Origin of the sequence: Bradyrhizobium betae, assembly GCF_050632175.1 — a bacterium.
In the GTDB taxonomy this organism is placed as follows: Bacteria; Pseudomonadota; Alphaproteobacteria; order Rhizobiales; family Xanthobacteraceae; genus Bradyrhizobium; species Bradyrhizobium betae_B.
Genome location: NZ_CP192576.1, coordinates 5,993,823 through 6,013,004, shown reverse-complemented (window position 1 = coordinate 6,013,004; position 19,182 = coordinate 5,993,823). Strand labels below are relative to the sequence as shown.

Sequence of the window (19,182 nt, the reverse complement as noted above, 5' to 3'; positions counted from 1 at the left end):
ACCCGGGCACGCACACGGAAAAACGGGTTGCGTTTGGTCCCGGCTGCGGTGACAACGCCGCATGCTTGCAATCACCGACCTCTCCATCCGCCTCGCCGGACGCCTTCTGATTGATCAGAGCTCCGTGCAGATCACGCCCGGATCGCGCGTCGGCATGGTCGGGCGCAACGGCACCGGCAAATCGACCCTGTTCAAAGTGATCCGGGGTGAATTGTCGGCCGAGCACGGCACGGTGACCCTGCCGCCGCGCTGGCGCGTCGGCAGCCTCGCACAGGAGGCGCCGAACGGCCCCGAAAGCCTGATCTCCGTCGTGCTCAAGGCCGATCTTGAACGCGACGCGCTGCTTCACGAAGCCGAAAGCGCCACCGATCCGCACAGGATCGCGGAGATCCAGACCCGGCTGGTCGACATCGACGCGCATTCGGCACCGAGCCGCGCCGCCGCGATCCTGTCCGGTCTCGGCTTCTCCGCCACCGACCAGCTCCGCCCCTGCGCCGAGTTTTCCGGCGGCTGGCGCATGCGCGTCGCGCTCGCGGCCACCCTGTTCGCGGCCCCCGACCTGTTGCTGCTCGACGAGCCCACCAACTATCTCGATCTCGAAGGCACGCTGTGGCTGGAGGATCACCTCGCACATTATCCGCGCACGGTGATCGTCATCAGCCATGACCGCGACCTGCTCGAGAGCTCGGTCGACCAGATCCTGCATCTGGAGCGCGGCAAGCTCACGCTCTACAAAGGCACCTACTCCTCCTTCGAGGAGCAGCGCGCCATGCGCGAGATGCTCGATGCCAAGGCGGTCAAGCGCCAGGAGGCCCAGCGCGCGCACCTGCAAGCCTTCGTCGACCGCTTCAAGGCCAAGGCCTCGAAGGCGCGCCAGGCGCAGTCGCGCGTGAAAATGCTGGAGCGGCTGAAGCCGATCACCGCGCTGGTCACCCAGGACGTGCGCGAGATCAGCTTTCCGGCGCCGGAGAAAATCCTGTCGCCGCCGATCATCGCCGTCGACAACGCCGTGGTCGGCTACGATCCGAACACCCCCGTACTCAACCGCGTCACCTTGCGCGTCGACAATGACGACCGCATCGCGCTCCTCGGCTCCAACGGCAACGGCAAATCGACGCTGGTCAAGCTGCTCGCCGGACGCCTGGCGCCGTTCTCGGGTAAAGTGACGCGCGCGGACAAGCTGTCGATCGCCTATTTCGCCCAGCATCAGCTCGACGAGCTCAACGAGGACGCCTCCACCTACGACCACGTCCACAAACTGATGGGCGATGCGCCCGAGGCCAAGGTGCGGGCGCGCGCCGGCGCGATCGGCTTCTCGGGCAAGGCGGCCGACACCAAGGTGGCCAAGCTGTCCGGCGGCGAGAAGGCGCGGCTGCTGCTGGGGCTCGCGACCTTCTTCGGCCCCAACATGATCATCCTGGACGAGCCGACCAACCATCTCGACATCGACAGCCGTGCCGCGCTTGCCGAAGCCATCAACGAATTCCCCGGCGCCGTGATCATGGTTTCGCACGACCGCTATCTGATCGAGTCCTGCGCCGACCAGCTCTGGATCGTCGCAGACCGCACCGTCACCAATTACGACGGCGACCTCGACGAGTACCGCCGCCTGGTGCTGTCGTCGCGCAACGGCGAGCCGGCCCCGCGCGAGCGCAGCACCACAGCTGAGAAGCCGCCGCGTCCGAAGTCGGACAATCGCGGCTCGCTCAAGAAGCGCATCGCGGAAGCCGAGAGCGAGATCGCTCGCGTCACCGACATCATCGCCAAGATCGACACCGCGCTGGCGCTGCCCGACATCTTCAGCCGCGATCCCAAGCAGGCCGCGCAACTGTCAAAAGCGCGCGCCAATGCGGCTGGCGCGCTGGCGCGCGCCGAGCAGCAATGGCTTGAAGCGAGCACGCAGTTCGACGAGGCGGCAGGCTAGTGCCCGCCCCCGTTCACCACTGATAGCGGACACTGCCCTTGCCGGCATCGCTGGTTGCGTGCGGGGCCCATTGGCTGTCGAGGCTCGCGGCCAGCGACCAGCCGGTCATGAACTTCACCTCGGCGGCAGCCGTGGAGAGCCAGGCATCGCGCGGCTGCGCGGCGCCGTTGACCACGAAGGATGCGCCTAGCAGCGCTGTGAAGGTCGCACCGACGCTCTGATCCGGATTGTAATCATGCATCCAGGCCTGACGGCCGCGCAGCGTCAGCACCGCGCCCGGCAGCGCGTAGGATTTATCGGTGCGAAAGCCGAGCTCCGAGCGCGGATCGGTGACGGTCCTGCCAGCCATAAGCCACCGCGTCCCTTAACGGGATCGGTCAGAAGGCCGAGGAACTGCCTCATCGCGTTGAACGCCACCTGCTGCGAGCCAGTGCAGCTATCGGTTTCGGGAACCGGCAGCAGATCCGAGTTCCTTTGTTGCCAATCTGCAACTCATCATTTCCGGCATTTCCGGCGCAGCAGCGCGTGAAGCCAGTATGGCATTCCACGGCGCGGGATGGCGCCCGCCGCGATCTCCACGCGCAGCGGACGCTGCCCTTGCCACAGGCCGGTGACGGAGCCTGCGCGCCACGGTCTCGACGCGCTCGATCTGGTGAAGTACTTCGAAAACGCCGACCGTCCTGCCGAGCTCCCGGCCGTGATCAGGTTGATGACCAGTTCATGGCGCGACCATGCTAGGAAACGCGGACCGGCCTTTTCGGCCTCAAGGATTTTTGGATCAATTTGATTCAAGGAGACCTGCGATGTCGTCACCCGAACCGATCAAATTCACCGACGCTACGGCCTATGAGCGCTTCATGGCGCCCTGGAGTCGATCGGCCGGGGCTCTGTTTCTCGACTGGCTGGCGCCGGGCACCGGACGGTCCTGGGTGGATGTCGGGGCCGGCAACGGCGCGTTCACCGAACTCGTTCTGGCGAAATACGCACCGTCATCCGTCTGCGCGATCGATCCCTCCGACGCGCAGATCGAGGCTGCGCGCAAGAAGATATCGGCACACCATGTCGAGCTGTCGATCGGCGACGCGATGGCCCTTCCCTACGATGCCAACCGCTTCGACTTCGCGGTGATGGCGCTGGTGCTGTTCTTCGTCCCCGACCCACGCAAGGGCGTCTCGGAAATGCTCCGCGTCACCAGGCCCGGCGGCATCGTCGCGTCCTACACCTGGGACGTCATGGGCGGCGGCATCCCGGCGCAGCCTTTGTGGGAGGAGATGGACGCGATGGGCAAACCGGCGGCGCGTCCGCCGAGCGCGGAGATCTCGCGTTTCGCGGCGCTCAAAGCGCTCTGGGCCGAGCTCGGCATCCGCGATGTCGAGACGCGCGAACTCGTCGTCGAACGGACCTTCGCCGATTTCGACGATTACTGGCTGTCCATGGTGGTGAGCAGCCCGAGCGGAATCGTGGGCAAGCTGACGGATGCGGAGAACGCCGAACTGAAACGCCGGCTGCAGGACAGGCTGCCGTCCAGCGCGACCGGAGCGATCACGGTCCACGCCTGGTCGACGGCGATCAAGGGGCGAAAGCCGGCTTGATGCGTCCAGCTCTACGTCGGCATTTGGCTTCTCCGGGAAGCAAGCCGCTGCAGCTGATCCGACCGGTTTGCTTTGCTATAGTCCCCTGTCTCACACAGTGCGATAGTCAGGATGCAACCCGACACCCATTTTGCCGCGATCATCGAAAATTCGCTGGACGCGATCGTGTCGAAAGATCTCGACGGCATTGTTCAAAGCTGGAATCCGGCCGCAGAGCGCATCTTGGGCTGGTCGGCCGGGGACATGATCGGCACGTCCATTCTGGCTGTCATCCCCGCGGACCTGCATGAGGAAGAGGACCGGATCCTGGAGCGGATCAGGGCGGGAGCAGTCGTCCCCCGGTTCGAGACCAAGCGTCTTCACAAGGACGGACGGCTGGTGCCGCTGGAGGTCACGATATCTCCCGTCCGCGACAGGCTGGGCAATGTCGTCGGCGCCTCGAAGATCGCCGGCGACATCAGCGAGACCGTGGAACTGAGAGCCAGGCTTGCGGACAGCGAGCGTCAGTTTCGAATGCTGGCCAACAATATTCCCCAACTTGCGTGGATCGCCGGGGCGGATGGATCGATCTTCTGGTACAATGAGCGCTGGTACAACTACACGGGTACGACACTTGATCAGATGTTTGGCTGGGGATGGACGAGCGTTCATCATCCGGACCACGTCGAGCGGGTGAAAAGCCGAATCCAGCGCAGTTGGGACACCGGCGTCGAGTGGGAGGATACGTTTCCACTCAAGGGCGCCGATGGGAATTACCGCTGGTTCCTGTCTCGCGCCAAGCCCCTGCTCGATGACGATGGAAATGTCTGGAGATGGTTCGGCACCAATACCGACATCACGCATCAACGCGAGAGCGAAGAGACGATCCGGCTGCTCATGGGAGAACTGAACCATCGTGCCAAGAACATGATCACGGTCGTTCAGGCGCTGGTGTCGCGTACGGCCGACCGGCAATTTTCCGATGCGCTCGTTCTTCGTCTACAGGCCTTGGGCCGCAATCAGGACATGCTCGCGGGACGGGATTGGCGAGGCGCCCTGATCGGGGAACTGATCGTTTCACAACTCGCCGCAGTCTCTGATCTGTTGGGGAGCCGGATCACACTGACAGGCGACCTGGATCTGTCGCTTTCGCCAAATGCCTGCGAAACCATCGGGCTTGCCATTCACGAGCTGGCGACAAACGCAACCAAGTACGGCGCACTCTCACTGCCGACCGGCAGGATTGCGATCTCGTGTTCGATCGTCGAACAAGATGGCACGGATAAACTGCAAATCCAGTGGGACGAACTGGGCGGGCCTGCCGTTTCCGCACCCGCGCGAACCGGCTTCGGAACGATCATGATCGATCGCAATCCGCGCCTGTCTCTGGGGGCCGAGGTGGAGTATGGATTTCCGCAGGGTGGCTTCTTCTGGAAACTCACGGCTCCACTCGACGCTGTCCGGCCGGCGCGTTGAACATTCGCCGCTTTATTGGCGACTATCGCGGCTCCAATTCCCAGATTGCCAGGCGACCGCTCTTGCGTAGCCCGACACGCGCGTATGTCAGGCCGCCGACTTCTTCTTGGCCTTCGGCTTGGCGGCCTTCGGCGTCGCCGGCGGCTCAGGCGTTCCCTCGATCGAGGACAGGCGGCCGGACGTGAAGGTGTAGATGCCGGCGCGCGGACCGGTCGACCACGTGATCACCGCGACGCGCCTTCCGGCACCATCGCTGGAGAGGTTGACGTTGCCGGGCGCGCCGATGCCGCGCACCACGTCGCATTCGGTGTGGCCCAGCGCGACCGTGCCGCCATACGAGACTGGTGCCGTCGTCGAGGCATTGGCGTCGGCCGGCCCTGGTGGCGGCGCCATGCCGGGACAGGCGCCGTCGGCGCTGACCAGATCCTCCGCCGTTACCGGCTTGTCGGGGGTCAGCGGCGGCGATTCGATCGAGATGCTCTTGATGAAGAGGCGGCTCGGCGTGTTGAACCATTGTGCGTCCTTGGCGGACGCGAGCAGATCGGTCCCGCCGGAGCAGCCCGCGACCAGCGGTGCGACGGCAGCCAACGCAACTATGAGCGACCTGGGAAGCTTTTGATGTCGCACGATAAACTAAATTCCCCGCGTCAAGGACCAGCCCTAAGCGATTGTACCAACATCACTTTGCGGCACGAAGGTGACAAAAACCATCATCGCCCCAAAAGTGCAAATTATCATTAATTGCGAACGGCCGCTAATTCCGGCGCTGCCACCGGCCCCGTTCGTCAGCCTGCCAATAGGTGACATCAAATCCCCGCGCCTTGCAATCCGTCCAGGTGCTGCGGGCCAGATCGAGCGCGTCCGGATCGTCACCGTTGAACAGCAGCACCATGCGCTCATAGCCCTGCGCGTCCTGCGGCAGCACGGCGTTGTCGACCAGGAAGCGGACATTGGCGCCGTTGGGATTGCCCTCCTCGACCGCCAGCACAATCGGCTGATCGGCGGCATCGTTCACCCGCCATGTCGCATGCGGCAGGAAGGAATCGTCGCGATAGGTCCACAAATGAGCGTCGAGCGCGTCGGCGCGCTCCTCCGAGGTCGACTGCACCACGACGCGCCAGCCCCGTTCGAACGATTTCTCGAGAAGCGACGGCAACACGTTCTCCACCGTCATGTTTTGCAGATGGTAGAACAGTACTTCAGTCATCTTGGCTCATTTGCGCTCGTAATGGTCTGCGACGAGACGGTCGAGAAGCCGGACGCCGTAGCCGCTTCCCCAGCTCTGGTTGATGTCGGTCTTCGGTGCGCCCATGGCGGTGCCGGCGATATCGAGATGCGCCCAGGGCGTGCCGTCGACGAAGCGCTGCAGGAACTGCGCCGCGGTGATCGAGCCGCCATGGCGGCCGCCGGTGTTCTTCATGTCGGCAAACTGGGAATCGATCAGCTTGTCGTATTCGGGGCCGAGTGGCATGCGCCAGACCTTCTCGCCGCTCTCGACGCCGGCCGTCAGCAGGCGTTCGGCGAGCTCGTCGTTGTTGGAGAACATGCCGGCATGCTCGGTGCCGAGCGCGACCATGATCGCGCCGGTCAGCGTCGCCAGATCCACCATGAATTTCGGCTTGGTCTTCTTGGCGACGTACCAGAGCACGTCGGCGAGCACGAGGCGGCCTTCCGCGTCGGTGTTGATGATCTCGATGGTCTGGCCCGACATCGAGGTGACGATGTCGCCCGGCCGCTGCGCATTGCCGTCGGGCATGTTCTCGACGAGGCCGATGGCGCCGACCACGTTGGCCTTGGCCTTGCGAGCCGCGAGCGCGTGCATCAGGCCGACGACGCAGGCCGCGCCCCCCATGTCGCCCTTCATGTCTTCCATGCTGCCGGCCGGCTTGATCGAGATGCCGCCGGTGTCGAAGCAGACGCCCTTGCCGACGAAGGCGACCGGCGCCTCGCCCTTCTTGCCGCCGTCCCAGCGCATGATCACGGTGCGGCTCGGCCGCGACGAGCCCTGGCCGACGCCGAGCAGCGCGCCCATGCCGAGCTTGTCCATCGCCTTGACGTCGAGCACCTCGACCTTGACGCCGAGCTTGCGGAGCTGGCTGGCGCGGCGCGCGAATTCCTCGGGGAAAAGCACGTTCGGCGGCTCGTTGACGAGGTCGCGCGCGATGATCACGCCGTCGACGACAGCCCCTGCCGAGGCAAACGCCTTCTTCGCGGCGGCGACGTCACCCACCGCAAGCGAGATATCGGCGCGCAGGCCGCCCTCCTCGCCCTCCTTCTTCTTGGTCTTGTAGCGGTCGAACTTGTAGGCGCGTAAGCGAAGGCCAGCGGCGATCGCGACCGCTTGCTCGCTGGTCATGGCGCCATCGGGCAGTTCCGCCAGGATGGTCATGGCGGCGGCACTGGCCGAGAGCTTGCCCGCCGCCACGCCGCCGAATTTGAGAAAGTCGTTCGCCTTCAGGCCTGCCGCCTTGCCGGCGCCGATGACGATCAGGCGGGTGGCCTTCACCCCCTCCGGCGCCAGGATGTCGAGGGCCGCGCCGCTTTTACCTTTGAAGCCGGCAGCGGAGGCCGCGCGCTTCACGAGTTCCGCGGCGGAGCCGAGCGCCTTGACCGTCGCCGGCCCCAGCTTCAAGCCGTCATCGCAGAACACCACGAGAATGCCACGGGCGGCTGATGACAGCGGGACAAAGCCGACCTTGATGGCATCGGACATGGGTAACTCCTCAAAATCATAGGGCTTTTGCCGATCGGCGGTCCCGGCCACGGGCCGGAGCTGAACGGCGATTCACTGAACTTTCCCCACTATGGGCCACCGGCCCGGCAGATGCCAAGCACTCCCGTGGCCGCCGAGCCACAATGCGGGAAATATTAACCATATAATGAGCGCGCCACGGGGCAGCCATTTTGTTGACGGATCAAAGGGATGGTAGTGAGAGAGTAAGCCTGTGGACGAGATGGCTGCGCGACCCTGGGGATCCCTTCCGGGATGGGTCGGGACAGCCGGAAATTTCGGGACGAATGTTGGGGCTCTGGTGGGGATTCGTGCGGTAGCGCATGGGGTCGATCGATAGGTACATCTTCCGCACGACGCTGGCGTCGTTTGCGCTGGTCCTGATCAGCCTCACCGGCGTGATCTGGATTACGCAGGCGTTGCGTGGCATCGACCTGATGACCAGCCAGGGTCAGACCATCCTCACCTTCCTGGGCATCACCAGCCTCGTCGTGCCTGCGCTGGTCCTGATCATCTCGCCGATCGCGCTGATGATCGCGATCTCGCATACGCTGAACAAGCTCGCGACCGACTCCGAGATCATCGTGATGAATGCCGCCGGCTTCTCGCCGTTCCGGCTGTTCTATCCGTTCTTCTACGCCACCTGCGTGGTCGCCCTGCTGGTGGCCTTCATTGCGGCCTATCTTGCTCCCGACGGGATGCGGCGGATCAAGCAGTGGGATGCCGAGATCACGGCCGACGTGCTCACCAACATCCTGCAGCCGGGCCGCTTCGCCCAGCTCGACAAGAACCTCACGATCCGGATCCGCGAGCGCCAGCCCGGCGGCATCCTCGCCGGCATCTTCATCGACGATCGCCGCGATCCCAACGAAAGGGTCTCGATCGTCGCCGAGCAAGGCGAGGTCGTCAAGAACGAGACCGGCTCTTTCCTGGTCCTGAAGGACGGCAATCTGCAGCGCTTCGAGGCCGGCAAGCGCGATCCCGCGCTGGTGGCGTTCGGCCGCTACGGCTTCGACATGTCGAAGTTCTCGGGCCAGGGCCGCGACGTCACCCTCGGAATCCGCGAGCGTTACCTCTGGGAGCTGTTCTCGCCGTCGGAGGACGATCCGGTTTACAAGCAGATTCCCGGGCAGTTCCGCTCGGCCCTGCATGACAGCCTGTTGGCGCCGATCTATCCCTTCGCCTTTGCCGTGCTGACCTTCGCCTTCCTCGGCGCACCGCGCACCACCCGCCAGAGCCGCAACTTCTCGATCGGCGGCTCCATCATCGCCGTGTTCGGACTGCGCATGGCGGGATTTGCCTGTTCGGTGATGGCGGTGAAATCTACGGCCCCGGTGCTGGTCCAATACGCGATGGTCATTGGCGCCATCGGCGTCGGGCTGTGGATGATCATCGGCGGCGTCGTGGTCGAGCCGCCTGCCGGCCTGATGGAGGCCGTCAACAGGTCGAACGCGCGTATCGCACGGCTGTTCAGACGGCCGGTCGCCGCATGAGCATGCTCACCAACACACTCGGGCGCTATTTCGCCGGGCGCTTCGTCGTCGCGGCGCTCGGCGTGTTCGCGAGCATCTTCCTGCTGCTGGTGCTGGTCGATTACATCGAGATGGTGCGCAAGACCTCGGGCCTTGCATCCGCCTCCGCGCTCATGGTGGCCGAGACCTCGCTGTTCCGGGTGCCGCAGCTGCTCGAGAAGCTGACGCCGTTCTGCATGCTGATCGGCGCCATGACCTGCTATCTCGCGCTCTCCCGCCGGCTCGAGCTCGTGGTCGCGCGCGCCGCCGGCATCTCCGCCTGGCAGTTCATCTCGCCGGCGCTCGGCAGCGCGCTGCTGATCGGGGTGATCGCCACCGTCGCCTACAATCCGATGTCGGCGAATCTGCGCGAACTCTCCAAGCGCATGGAGGCCGAGCTGTTTGGTTCCGCGCCCGGCGGCGGAATCCAGGATGCGTCCGGCTTCTGGCTGAACCAGGTGACGAGCGACGGCCAGACCATCATCAATGCGGCGCGCAGCGAGCAACAGGGCGTGCGGCTCACCGGCCTCACGCTGTTCCGTTTTGACACGGAGCAACACTTCAAGGAGCGAATCGAGGCGCGCGAGGCGACGCTCGAATCCGGCCATTGGCTGTTCAAGACGGTACGCCGCTTCTCGCTGGACCAGCCGCCCATCGACCAGGCCACGTTGGAGATTCCGACGACGCTGACCGAGGCCCAGATTCGCAACAGCTTTTCCACACCGGAGACTGTGTCTTTTTGGCAACTACCGAGCTACATCCGCTCCTCCGAGAGCTCGGGCTTCGCGACAGCCGGCTATCGACTCCAGTATCACAAGCTGTTGGCGCAGCCGTTTTTGCTTGCCGCCATGGTGATGCTGGCGGCTTCCGTGTCGTTGCGCTTCTTCCGGATGGGCGGCGTACAGAAGATGGTTTTGAGTGGCGTGGGCGCAGGCTTTCTGCTCTACGTTTTGTCGAAAGTGACTGAAGACTTGAGCAAGGCTGAGTTGATGCATCCGATCGCTGCGGCGTGGTTGCCCGTGGTGGTGGGCGGCCTCACCGGCTTTTTGGCCTTGTTGTATCAGGAGGACGGTTAGTGACTGCCGTCCATCGAGGGCTCGTGTCTCGTTTGACGCGCCGCACATTGGTGCGCGCGAACGGCTGCGGCTTGTCCGTGCGCAGGCTCTTGCTCGCCCTTGCCGCCGTGGCCTCGCTTGGCAGGCTGATGGATGCAGCCGTCGTGGCCCCCGCCTCCGCCCAGAGCTTCACCTACAATCCGCTGCCGCCGCGTCCGAAGCCGCAAAAGGTCCCCAACGACAACCAGATGCTCGTGCAGGCGACCGAGGTCGACTACGACTACAACAATTCGCGCGTCTCCGCGGTCGGCAACGTCCAGCTGTTCTACAACGGCACCAGCGTCGAGGCCGACAAGGTCATCTACGACCAGAAGACCAAGCGCCTGCATGCCGAAGGCAACATCCGCATGACGGATGCCGACGGCAAGATCACCTATGCCGAGATCCTGGATCTGTCCGACGACTACCGCGACGGCTTCGTCGATTCTGCTGCGCGTGGACACGGCCGACCAGACCCGCATGGCCGCGAGCCGCTCCGACCGCTCCAACGGCAACTACACGGTGTTCGAGAACGGCGTCTACACGGCCTGCGCGCCGTGCAAGGACGATCCGAAGAAGCCGCCGCTGTGGCAGGTCAAGGGTGCGCGCATCATCCACGACCAGCAGGAGAAGATGCTGTATTTCGAGACGGCGTCGCTCGAATTCTTCGGCGTGCCGATCGCCTACATGCCCTATTTCTCGACGCCTGACCCGACCGTGAAGCGCAAGACCGGCTTCCTGATGCCGGGCTTCACGTCGAACACGCCATTCGGCTACGGCGTCGAAGTCCCGTTCTACTGGGCGATCGCGCCCGACATGGACATGACCTTCAATCCGCGCATCACCTCCAGGCAGGGCGTGCTGTTCCAGGCCGAGTACCGCCAGCGCCTGATGGACGGCGCTTACCAGGTCCGGGTCTACGGCATCGACCAGCTCGACCCCGGCGCGCTCGCGGGCCAGCCCGGCGACCGCCAGTTCCGTGGCGCGGTCGACACCAAGGGCCAGTTCGCGCTGAACGACAAATGGGTCTGGGGCTGGGACGGCGTAGTCATGTCAGACTACTACTTCTTCTCGGACTACCGCCTGGCGCAATACCGCGATCCGCTCGGTTCGTTCCTGTATCTGCCGACCGACGCATTGTCGCAGCTTTATCTGACCGGTGTCGGCAATCGCAGCTTCTTCGACGCGCGCACGATGTACTGGCTGAGCTATTCGGGCAATCAGAGCCAGGTTCCGATCGTCTACCCCGTGATCGACTATTCGAACGTGCTCAACTATCCGGTGTTCGGCGGCGAGTTCAGCTACAAGACCAATTTCGTGAACCTGTCGCGTGATGCCGCGGTGTTCGATCCGATCACGACGCTCGCCAACACCAGCAGCCTGTGCACGACCGCGTCGGCCGATCCGCTCGCCCGAACGCCATCGCAATGCCTGCTGCGCGGCGTCCCCGGCACCTACACCCGCCTGACGGCGGAAGCGCAGTGGCGCAAATCCTTCACCGACCCGCTCGGCCAGATCTGGACCCCGTTCGCCAGTCTCCGCGCTGACGCGATCAACGCCTCGATCTCCAATCAGCCCGGCGTGTCGAACTACTTTCCCGCCGGTGACACCCAGGCATTCCGCCTGATGCCGACCGTCGGTCTCGAATACCGCTATCCTTTCATCAACGTCCAGCCCTGGGGTTCCACCACCATCGAGCCGATCGCGCAGATCATCATCCGGCCGAACGAAACCTATGCCGGCAAGCTTCCCAACGAGGACGCCCAGAGCATGGTGTTCGACGCCTCGAACCTGTTCAGCGTCGACAAGTTCTCCGGCTACGACCGCGTCGAGGGCGGCGGCCGCGCCAATGTCGGCGTGCAGTCCACCACGCAGTTCGACAAGGGCGGCGCCGTCAAGGTGTTGTTCGGGCAGTCCTACCAGCTGTTCGGCATGAACTCCTATGCGGTGCAGGACTCCATCAACACGGGCCTCGGTTCCGGCCTCGACAAGCCGCGTTCCGATTACGTGGCGAGCGCCAGCTATTCGCCCAACAGCACCTACACGTTCAGCGTTCGCTCCCGCATGGACGAGCAGACCTGGAACGTGCAGCGCTTCGAGGCGGAAGGCCGCGCGAATTTCAATCGCTGGTCGGTCGCCGTGACGTACGGCAATTACGCACCGCAGACGGAGCTTGGCTATCTGACGCGCCGCGAGGGCATCCTGACGTCAGGCTCGCTGAAGGTCGCGACCAACTGGGTGGTGACGGGCTCGGCGCGCTGGGACCTCGAGGCCAACAAGATCAACCAGTATGTGCTCGGGGCCGGCTATGTCGACGATTGCTTCGTGCTGGCGGCGAACTACGTAACTTCGTATAGCTACTCTGCGGGCACGACGCCGCCCGTGCTGAGCCACGCGTTCATGTTCCAGATCGGCTTGCGCACGCTGGCGACCTCGTCGGGGTCCAGCACGTCCGGCCTGACCGGGATGCAATGAACCACCTGAAGTGACGACCGCGTTCCCGATCGCAGGTTCATTTCAGCTGACATGCGAGCGACAATCATGACGACCTCATTGCCTGTCTTCCGCCTCCTCCTCGCCATCAGCGCCGGGCTGCTCCTGACCGGCCTGCCCGCGCCGTCGCGCGCGCAGAACATCGTCGTCATGGTCAACGGCGACCCCATCACCGATTTCGACATCGAGCAGCGCTCCAAGCTCGACCAGTTGACGACACAGAAGACCCCGAGCCGGCAGGACGTCATCAACGAGCTGATCGACGACAAGATCAAGATGAAGGAAGGCAGGAAGTACGGCGTCGACCCCGGCGTCTCCGACATCAACCAGTCCTACGATGGCATGGCGCAGCGCATGCGCATCACGCCGGACCAGCTCACCAAGTCGCTCGAGGTCAAGGGCGTGCGACCCGAAACGTTGAAGGGCCGCATGAAGGCCGAGATGGTCTGGACCAGCCTCGTGCGCGGCCGCTACAAAGAAAAGCTGATGGTCGGCGAGCGCGACGTGGCGCAGGCCGTGCAGGCCGAAACCGGCGACAAGCTGCAGATCGAGGGCACCGAGTACAAGATGCAGCCGATCGTGCTGATCGTGCCGCGCGGCTCGTCCCCGGCCTTCATGGAGACGCGGCAGAAGGAGGCGGAGCAGTATCGCGCCCGCGTCGGAAGCTGCGAGGAGGCCAACTCCCTGTTCCGCTCGACGCCGAACGCCACCATCCGCGACACCGTCACCAAGACCACCGCGGAGCTGCCAGAGGCGCTGCGCAAGGTGCTCGATGACACGCCGATCGGCCATTTGACCGCGCCCGAGGTCACCAAGGCGGGCATCGAGATGGTCGTGCTGTGCTCGCGCAAGCCGACCATGATCGACACGCCGAAGAAGCGCGAGGTCCGCGAGAAGATGTATCAGCAAAAATACGAGAAAACCCAGAAGGCCTATCTCGACGATCTGCGCAAGGCGGCGATGATCGAATATCGCAACCGCTGATGGTCACCGCCCCTGCCAAGCCCCTCGCCCTGACGCTGGGAGAGCCCGCCGGCATCGGCCCCGACATCACGATCGCAGCCTGGCTCAGGCGCCGTGAGCTGAACCTGCCCGCCTTCTATCTGCTCGGCGACGAGGCGGCCATCGCGCGGCGCGCCAAAGCGCTCGGCGTCGATATCAGGATCGCCGCGTCAAGCGCCGGAGAGGCCGATGCCGTCTTCGCCGAGGCCCTGCCCGTCGTGGCCACCGGCGCGCACGCCACGGCCGGGCCCGGCACGCCCGATGCATCGAGCGCACCGGCCGCGCTCGCCTCGATCCGCCAGGCGGTCGCCGATGTCCGGGAAGGACGCGCCGGCGCCGTCGTCACCAATCCGATCGCCAAGAGCGTGCTCTACCGCGCGGGCTTCCGTCATCCCGGCCACACCGAATTCCTCGCCGAGCTCGCGGCCGTGGACGGCCGCGTGCCGCAGCCGGTGATGATGCTGTGGTCGCCGCGGCTCGCCGTGGTGCCCGTGACCATCCACGTCTCGCTGCGCGAAGCGCTGGCCCAGCTCACCAGCGAGCTGATCGTCTCCACCGTGCGCATCGTCGCCGCTGAACTGAAATCGCGCTTCGGCATCGCGCGGCCGCGCATCGCGATCTCCGGTCTCAACCCGCACGCCGGCGAGGACGGCTCGCTCGGCCACGAGGAGCAGACCATCATCACGCCTGCGGCTCGAGACGCTGCGCAACGACGGCATCGATGCCAGAGGGCCATTGCCCGCCGACACCATGTTCCACGAGGCCGCACGCAACCTCTATGACTGCGCGGTCTGCATGTATCACGACCAGGCGCTGATCCCGATCAAGACGGTCGCCTTCGACGACGCCGTCAACGTGACGCTCGGCCTGCCCTTCATCCGCACCTCGCCCGATCACGGCACCGCGTTCGACATCGCCGGCACCGGCAAGGCCAATCCGGCCAGCCTGATCGCGGCGCTGAGGCTTGCAAGCCGCATGGCGGCTGCGACAAGCGAATGAGCGCGATCGACGACCTCCCGCCGCTTCGCGAGGTCATTCGCCAGCACGCGCTGTCGGCCCGCAAATCGCTCGGCCAGAATTTCCTGCTCGACCTCAACCTCACCGCGCGCATCGCGCGCGCAGCAGCGCCGCTCGAGGACTCCACCATCGTCGAGATCGGCCCGGGCCCGGGCGGGTTGACCCGCGCACTGCTCGCGCTCGGCGCCAGGCGCGTCATCGCCATCGAGCATGACGAGCGCGCGATCCCCGCCCTGCAGGATATTTCCGCGCGCTACCCTGGTCGGCTCGAGATCGTGCACGGCGACGCCATGACCTTCGATCCCCGCCCGCTGCTCGCCGGCGAACGCGCGAAGATCGTCGCGAACCTGCCCTACAATATCGCGACCCAGCTCCTGATCGGCTGGCTCACCACCGAGCCATGGCCGCCCTGGTACGACATGATGGTCCTGATGTTTCAGCGCGAGGTCGGCGAGCGTATCGTCGCGCACGAGGACGAAGAGGCCTATGGCCGTCTCGGCGTGCTCGCCAACTGGCGCTGCGAGACCAAGATCCTGTTCGACATTGCGCCGTCCGCCTTCGTGCCGCCGCCGAAGGTCACATCCTCAGTCGTACGCCTGGTGCCGCGCGCAGAACCACTCGCCTGCGATAGAAGATTGCTCGAACAGGTCGCAGCCGCAGCCTTCGGCCAGCGCCGCAAGATGCTGCGCCAGAGCCTCAAATCGCTGGGCGTCGATCCCGCGCGTCTTGCGGCCGCCGCCGGCGTCGATGCGACGCGGCGCGCCGAGACCGTGCCCATTTCCGGCTTTGTTGCCATGGCGCGTGAATTGGCGGATATACGCAGCGAGGCTCGATAACAGGAATTTCGGAGGAAGGAATATGGCGTTGATGCGTCGGCAATCCCTGGTCAAGTTCGATGCGCCGCTGTGCGAGACCATCGTGGACACGCCAAAGCCACAGGGGCGCGAGGTGCTGGTGCGCATCGAGCGCTGCGGCCTCTGCCATTCCGATCTCCACATCCAGGACGGCTACGCCGATCTCGGCGGCGGCAAGAAGCTCGACACCACGCGCGGCATGACGCTGCCCTTCACGCTCGGCCACGAGATCGCCGGCGTCGTCGACGAAGTCGGACCTGACGTTCCCGCGGGCCTCGTCGGGGCCAAGAAGGCGGTGTTTCCCTGGATCGGCTGCGGCCAGTGCCGCGACTGCGCCAATGGCGACGAGAATCTCTGCGTGAAGCAGCGCTTCCTCGGCGTCTCCATCGACGGCGGCTTCGCCACCCACGTGCTGGTGCCCGACGCGAAATACCTGCTCGACTACGATCCCCTGCCCGTCAACCAGGCCGCGACCCTGATGTGCTCCGGCGTGACCGCCTATGGCGCGCTCAAGCGCCTGGTCGACCGTCCGCGCCAGCGCAACCTGCTGCTGATCGGTCTTGGCGGCGTCGGCATGATGGGCCTGTCGTTCGCGCAAGCCATGTTCAAGCAGCCGATCACGGTCGCCGACCTCTCGCCGGCCGCGCGCGACACCGCGCTGAAGAACGGCGCAGCAGGCGCCTACGATCCGTCCGAGCCCGACGTGATCAAGCGCATTCTCAAGGAGACCGAAGGCGGCTTCGACGAGATCGTCGACTTCGCCGGCAACGAGAAGTCGATGGCGTTCGCGGTCGCCGTCGCCGCGCGCGGCGGCAAGATCGTGGTCTCAGGCCTGATGGGCGGGCAGTTCACGCTGCCGATGGTGCAATGGGTCTACAAGCGCATGACCATCGAAGGCTTCATGGTCGGCACGCTCGCGGAGGCGAAGGAACTGATGGCGCTCGCCCGCGCCGGCAAGATCAAGCCGACGCCGATGCGCGAGGAGCCGATGGGCGATGTCCAGAAATGGATCGACGAGCTGCGTGCCGGCAAGGTGGTCGGACGCATCGTGCTGAAGAACTGAGTTCTTCGCCGGCGGCGGGATGAAGGTCTCGCCGCCGCGCACGGAACGGCTTCCGCCGCGCTGCGTTGGCAGCCCATGTCCATCCGGTGCACGGTCGAAAGCGCATTCTTCATCGCCTGGAGCTGCCTGGAGAAGAGCGGCGAGCTCGGTCCTCCGGATGCGACGGCGAACATGCTTCTCGATGCCATCGAAGCCCAGCTCAGGACCGGCGAACGCCGGCAGTTGATGCTCGCCAACAAGGCGATCGACGCCTATCGCAGGCAAATGGCCCAAGTCCGCATCTCGGCCTCGCCCCCGATTCACCTGGGATGATCCGGCCCGGACGATGCCCTGCGGCGCCGCCGCGAGGTGGACCGGAAACTCGACACGCCCATCCGTGCGCGCACTGTGTTCACACCTGAACAGAGCCGCCCGCTGATCTCGAATTTCCGTGGTTCTCCGGACCAGAACAAGGTTCACAGCGTGCTCTACGGGCAACGCCCGACGGATTGGCTCTGCCTGCCCGCGAATTTTCGATTTCCCGCAAGGCCTTGTGTGCACTTTGGAACCGTCAGTTCCGCCGCGAAAACGTAGGGTTTCGAGCTGCCGATTCCCGGCCTAGCACCAGCCAAGATCAAGAACCAAGTGACGAGAAGCGTGACCGGCCGGCCCCAGAACGATCTGCTTCGCAAGCTCGGCGCCCAGGATTTCGAGCTGCTCGCCCCGCACCTGCAATCGGTCGAGCTCGCCGCGAGCCACATCCTGCATCACGCTGGCGACGACGTCGCGGCCGTCCATTTTCCCTGCGGCCCGACCTTCGTGTCGTTCGCGGTGCCGGTCGAGGACGATCGCGAGGTCGAAAGCCTGCTGGTGGGTCGTGAAGGCGCGATCGGGATCCCCGCCGGCCGCGGACCGTCGCTGGCCTATTCCCGCATCGTCGTGAAGGTCGGCGGGACGCTCGCGCGCCTGCCGCTGCGCGCGCTCGAGCAGGCCCAGCAGCGATCGGCCGGCCTGCAGGAGCTGTTCGCACGCTACGCAGCCTGCCAGTTCGTGCAGCTGCTGCAGACCGCCGCCTGCAACGCCGCGCATTCGATCGAGCAGCGCGCCGCCAAATGGATCATCGCGGCCCGGGAGCATATCGGCGGCGACGAGATCCCCCTCACCCACGAGCAGCTCGCCGGCATGCTCGGCGTCTCCCGCAGCTATGCCAGCCGCGTCATCCAGACGTTCAAGGCCAGGCGCGTCCTCGCCACCCGCCGCGGCGCCATCCTGATCCTCGATGCCGCCGCGCTCGAGGTCGAGCGCCTGCGCCTGCAACGACACGGTGAAGAGGCATTTTCGCGAAGTGCTGGGACGAGCGGCCTCAGCGGGGTAGAACCAACCGCGCCGCCGGAACATAATCGCGTACCCCGCATTGCCCGGACATGCCGCGGTATTATTTTCACTTCGAGGGCCAGCAGCCCCACACCGACACCACGGGCGAAGCGCTCCTCGACGACGAGGCCGCTTGGCGCGAAGCGGTCCGCCTCTCCCGCGACGTCGAGCATGCGCTACGCCCCGGCGACAGCTGGACGCTGAGCGTGTTCGACGGCACCGAGCCGGTGTTCGTTCTGGCGATGGTGACGCGGCGGTTTCGGTGAGGGGCCAGCCCCCGAGACGGGCCGGACAGAGGGCGCCGATCGGTTCAGTTCCGCAGGGCGCGTTATGCGGTCGAACAGCACCCCATCCGCCAAATTCCGATAATCATTCCGGACAGCCTCTCGCGCATCGCTTGCCGACAGCCAAAGCACAACTTGCATTAACCAGCGAACCGCCGTTCAATGACGGTTTAAGCCGGCAGCACATTTACACTTTCCAGGTTTTGGAATGCAGACATTTCTCATCATTATCGGCGTCTGGCTGCTGATCAACGTGCTTTTCGTCGTGATCATGATGCCGCCGAGAAAGCCGCGGAGGCCGGATCGCCCACGATCGTCGGCAGGTCTTGCACCGGCGGCCGTCGAGCCCCACGCTTATCCTTTCGACGAAGACGAGAAGATCTCGCTGCGTCACACCATCATCGCCATCGCGATGGGGGCGCTGTTCTCGCTGACACCGCCGCTGCTTCAGGCGGCCGATGACATCAAGCGGCTGCTCGGAAGATGCCGCAAGGTGAAGCGCTCCGACACCGAACCGGGCGAACGATCCCTCGATACGGTGCTCGACGAACACCATGTCAGGGATGAGCAGACGTCGGCCGGCCGATCCCGGTCGAACGAGCAGGACGATCCGAAGCGCTAGCGATCGGTCTCGCTTCAACACCGATGACTTGTTCAACATCGATGACTTGCGCCTGCATTGGAACACTGCACGCTCACAGCCGTTTGCTCACTGTGAAGGCAACGATAAGCCTCACCCGATGACGGACACGGCCCATCTCCGGTGTATCGCATTGAACCTGCGAAGGAGCCCCTCACTTGGTCAGTCC

At 64.9% G+C, this 19,182-nt stretch carries 16 protein-coding genes and 3 pseudogenes; 14 read left to right on the top strand and 5 right to left on the bottom strand.

Annotation, left to right across the window (positions count from 1 at the left end; translation table 11 throughout):
• Positions 1-61: 61 nt before the first annotated feature.
• Entirely contained in the window at positions 62-1,924 is a 1,863-nt protein-coding gene (locus ACQ86E_RS28845; protein WP_431202865.1) for an ABC-F family ATP-binding cassette domain-containing protein, read from the top strand.
• 13 nt (positions 1,925-1,937) lie between these two features.
• Here the strand turns inward: ACQ86E_RS28845 and ACQ86E_RS28840 are convergent, their stop codons facing one another.
• Both ACQ86E_RS28840 and ACQ86E_RS28835 read right to left on the bottom strand, forming a co-directional pair.
• Positions 1,938-2,273, bottom strand: a complete 336-nt coding sequence (locus ACQ86E_RS28840; RefSeq protein ID WP_431202864.1) for an autotransporter domain-containing protein — start codon at positions 2,271-2,273, stop codon at positions 1,938-1,940.
• Positions 2,274-2,419: 146 nt separating this feature from the next.
• On the bottom strand, positions 2,420-2,737 hold the full coding sequence (locus ACQ86E_RS28835; RefSeq protein ID WP_431202863.1) for a hypothetical protein: 318 nt from the start codon (positions 2,735-2,737) through the stop codon (positions 2,420-2,422).
• On the opposite strand from ACQ86E_RS28835, the gene ACQ86E_RS28830 reads away from it, so the two are divergent.
• The gene (locus tag ACQ86E_RS28830; protein ID WP_431202862.1) at positions 2,728-3,516 is read left to right on the top strand and encodes a class I SAM-dependent methyltransferase; all 789 of its coding nucleotides are present in this window, start codon (positions 2,728-2,730) and stop codon (positions 3,514-3,516) included. The two genes, ACQ86E_RS28835 and ACQ86E_RS28830, sit on opposite strands and share 10 nt — an antisense overlap.
• A 111-nt stretch (positions 3,517-3,627) precedes the next feature.
• The gene (locus ACQ86E_RS28825; protein ID WP_431202861.1) at positions 3,628-4,971 is read left to right on the top strand and encodes a PAS domain S-box protein; all 1,344 of its coding nucleotides are present in this window, start codon (positions 3,628-3,630) and stop codon (positions 4,969-4,971) included.
• 87 nt (positions 4,972-5,058) lie between these two features.
• Here the strand turns inward: ACQ86E_RS28825 and ACQ86E_RS28820 are convergent, their stop codons facing one another.
• The 3 genes from ACQ86E_RS28820 to ACQ86E_RS28810 all read right to left on the bottom strand — a co-directional run bounded on the left by ACQ86E_RS28820 (position 5,059) and on the right by ACQ86E_RS28810 (position 7,684).
• Entirely contained in the window at positions 5,059-5,559 is a 501-nt protein-coding gene (locus ACQ86E_RS28820) for a hypothetical protein (RefSeq protein ID WP_431202860.1), read from the bottom strand.
• A 166-nt stretch (positions 5,560-5,725) separates the two neighbouring features.
• The gene (locus ACQ86E_RS28815; RefSeq protein ID WP_431202859.1) at positions 5,726-6,178 is read right to left on the bottom strand and encodes a DNA polymerase III subunit chi; all 453 of its coding nucleotides are present in this window, start codon (positions 6,176-6,178) and stop codon (positions 5,726-5,728) included.
• 6 nt (positions 6,179-6,184) lie between these two features.
• On the bottom strand, positions 6,185-7,684 hold the full coding sequence (locus ACQ86E_RS28810) for a leucyl aminopeptidase (protein WP_431202858.1): 1,500 nt from the start codon (positions 7,682-7,684) through the stop codon (positions 6,185-6,187).
• Positions 7,685-8,025: 341 nt separating this feature from the next.
• Here ACQ86E_RS28810 and lptF point away from each other — a divergent pair, with 341 nt between their 5' ends.
• The 11 genes and pseudogenes from lptF to ACQ86E_RS28755 all read left to right on the top strand — a co-directional run bounded on the left by lptF (position 8,026) and on the right by ACQ86E_RS28755 (position 18,995).
• Entirely contained in the window at positions 8,026-9,195 is a 1,170-nt protein-coding gene (lptF, locus tag ACQ86E_RS28805; RefSeq protein ID WP_431202857.1) for an LPS export ABC transporter permease LptF, read from the top strand.
• The gene (lptG, locus tag ACQ86E_RS28800; protein WP_431202856.1) at positions 9,192-10,289 is read left to right on the top strand and encodes an LPS export ABC transporter permease LptG; all 1,098 of its coding nucleotides are present in this window, start codon (positions 9,192-9,194) and stop codon (positions 10,287-10,289) included. Before lptF ends, lptG begins: the two co-directional genes overlap by 4 nt.
• Positions 10,289-12,782 (top strand): annotated as a pseudogene (locus tag ACQ86E_RS28795) (LPS-assembly protein LptD). Before lptG ends, ACQ86E_RS28795 begins: the two are co-directional and overlap by 1 nt.
• A gap of 66 nt (positions 12,783-12,848) precedes the next feature.
• The gene (locus ACQ86E_RS28790; RefSeq protein ID WP_431202855.1) at positions 12,849-13,784 is read left to right on the top strand and encodes a peptidylprolyl isomerase; all 936 of its coding nucleotides are present in this window, start codon (positions 12,849-12,851) and stop codon (positions 13,782-13,784) included.
• A pseudogene (gene pdxA / locus ACQ86E_RS28785) lies at positions 13,784-14,801 on the top strand (4-hydroxythreonine-4-phosphate dehydrogenase PdxA). The gene ACQ86E_RS28790 and the pseudogene pdxA overlap by 1 nt, the downstream one beginning before the upstream one ends.
• Complete coding sequence (gene rsmA, locus ACQ86E_RS28780) at positions 14,798-15,655, top strand: 16S rRNA (adenine(1518)-N(6)/adenine(1519)-N(6))-dimethyltransferase RsmA (RefSeq protein ID WP_431202854.1); 858 nt, start codon at positions 14,798-14,800, stop codon at positions 15,653-15,655. Before pdxA ends, rsmA begins: the two are co-directional and overlap by 4 nt.
• A gap of 22 nt (positions 15,656-15,677) precedes the next feature.
• Complete coding sequence (locus tag ACQ86E_RS28775; protein WP_431202853.1) at positions 15,678-16,736, top strand: alcohol dehydrogenase; 1,059 nt, start codon at positions 15,678-15,680, stop codon at positions 16,734-16,736.
• A gap of 75 nt (positions 16,737-16,811) precedes the next feature.
• Entirely contained in the window at positions 16,812-17,048 is a 237-nt protein-coding gene (locus ACQ86E_RS28770) for a hypothetical protein (RefSeq protein ID WP_431202852.1), read from the top strand.
• A 324-nt stretch (positions 17,049-17,372) separates the two neighbouring features.
• Positions 17,373-18,090: pseudogene (locus ACQ86E_RS28765) on the top strand (Crp/Fnr family transcriptional regulator).
• A 49-nt stretch (positions 18,091-18,139) separates the two neighbouring features.
• On the top strand, positions 18,140-18,355 hold the full coding sequence (locus ACQ86E_RS28760; RefSeq protein ID WP_015686643.1) for a DUF6894 family protein: 216 nt from the start codon (positions 18,140-18,142) through the stop codon (positions 18,353-18,355).
• Positions 18,356-18,581: 226 nt separating this feature from the next.
• On the top strand, positions 18,582-18,995 hold the full coding sequence (locus tag ACQ86E_RS28755; RefSeq protein ID WP_431202851.1) for a phosphonate metabolism protein PhnM: 414 nt from the start codon (positions 18,582-18,584) through the stop codon (positions 18,993-18,995).
• The last annotated feature ends 187 nt before the right edge of the window (positions 18,996-19,182 follow it).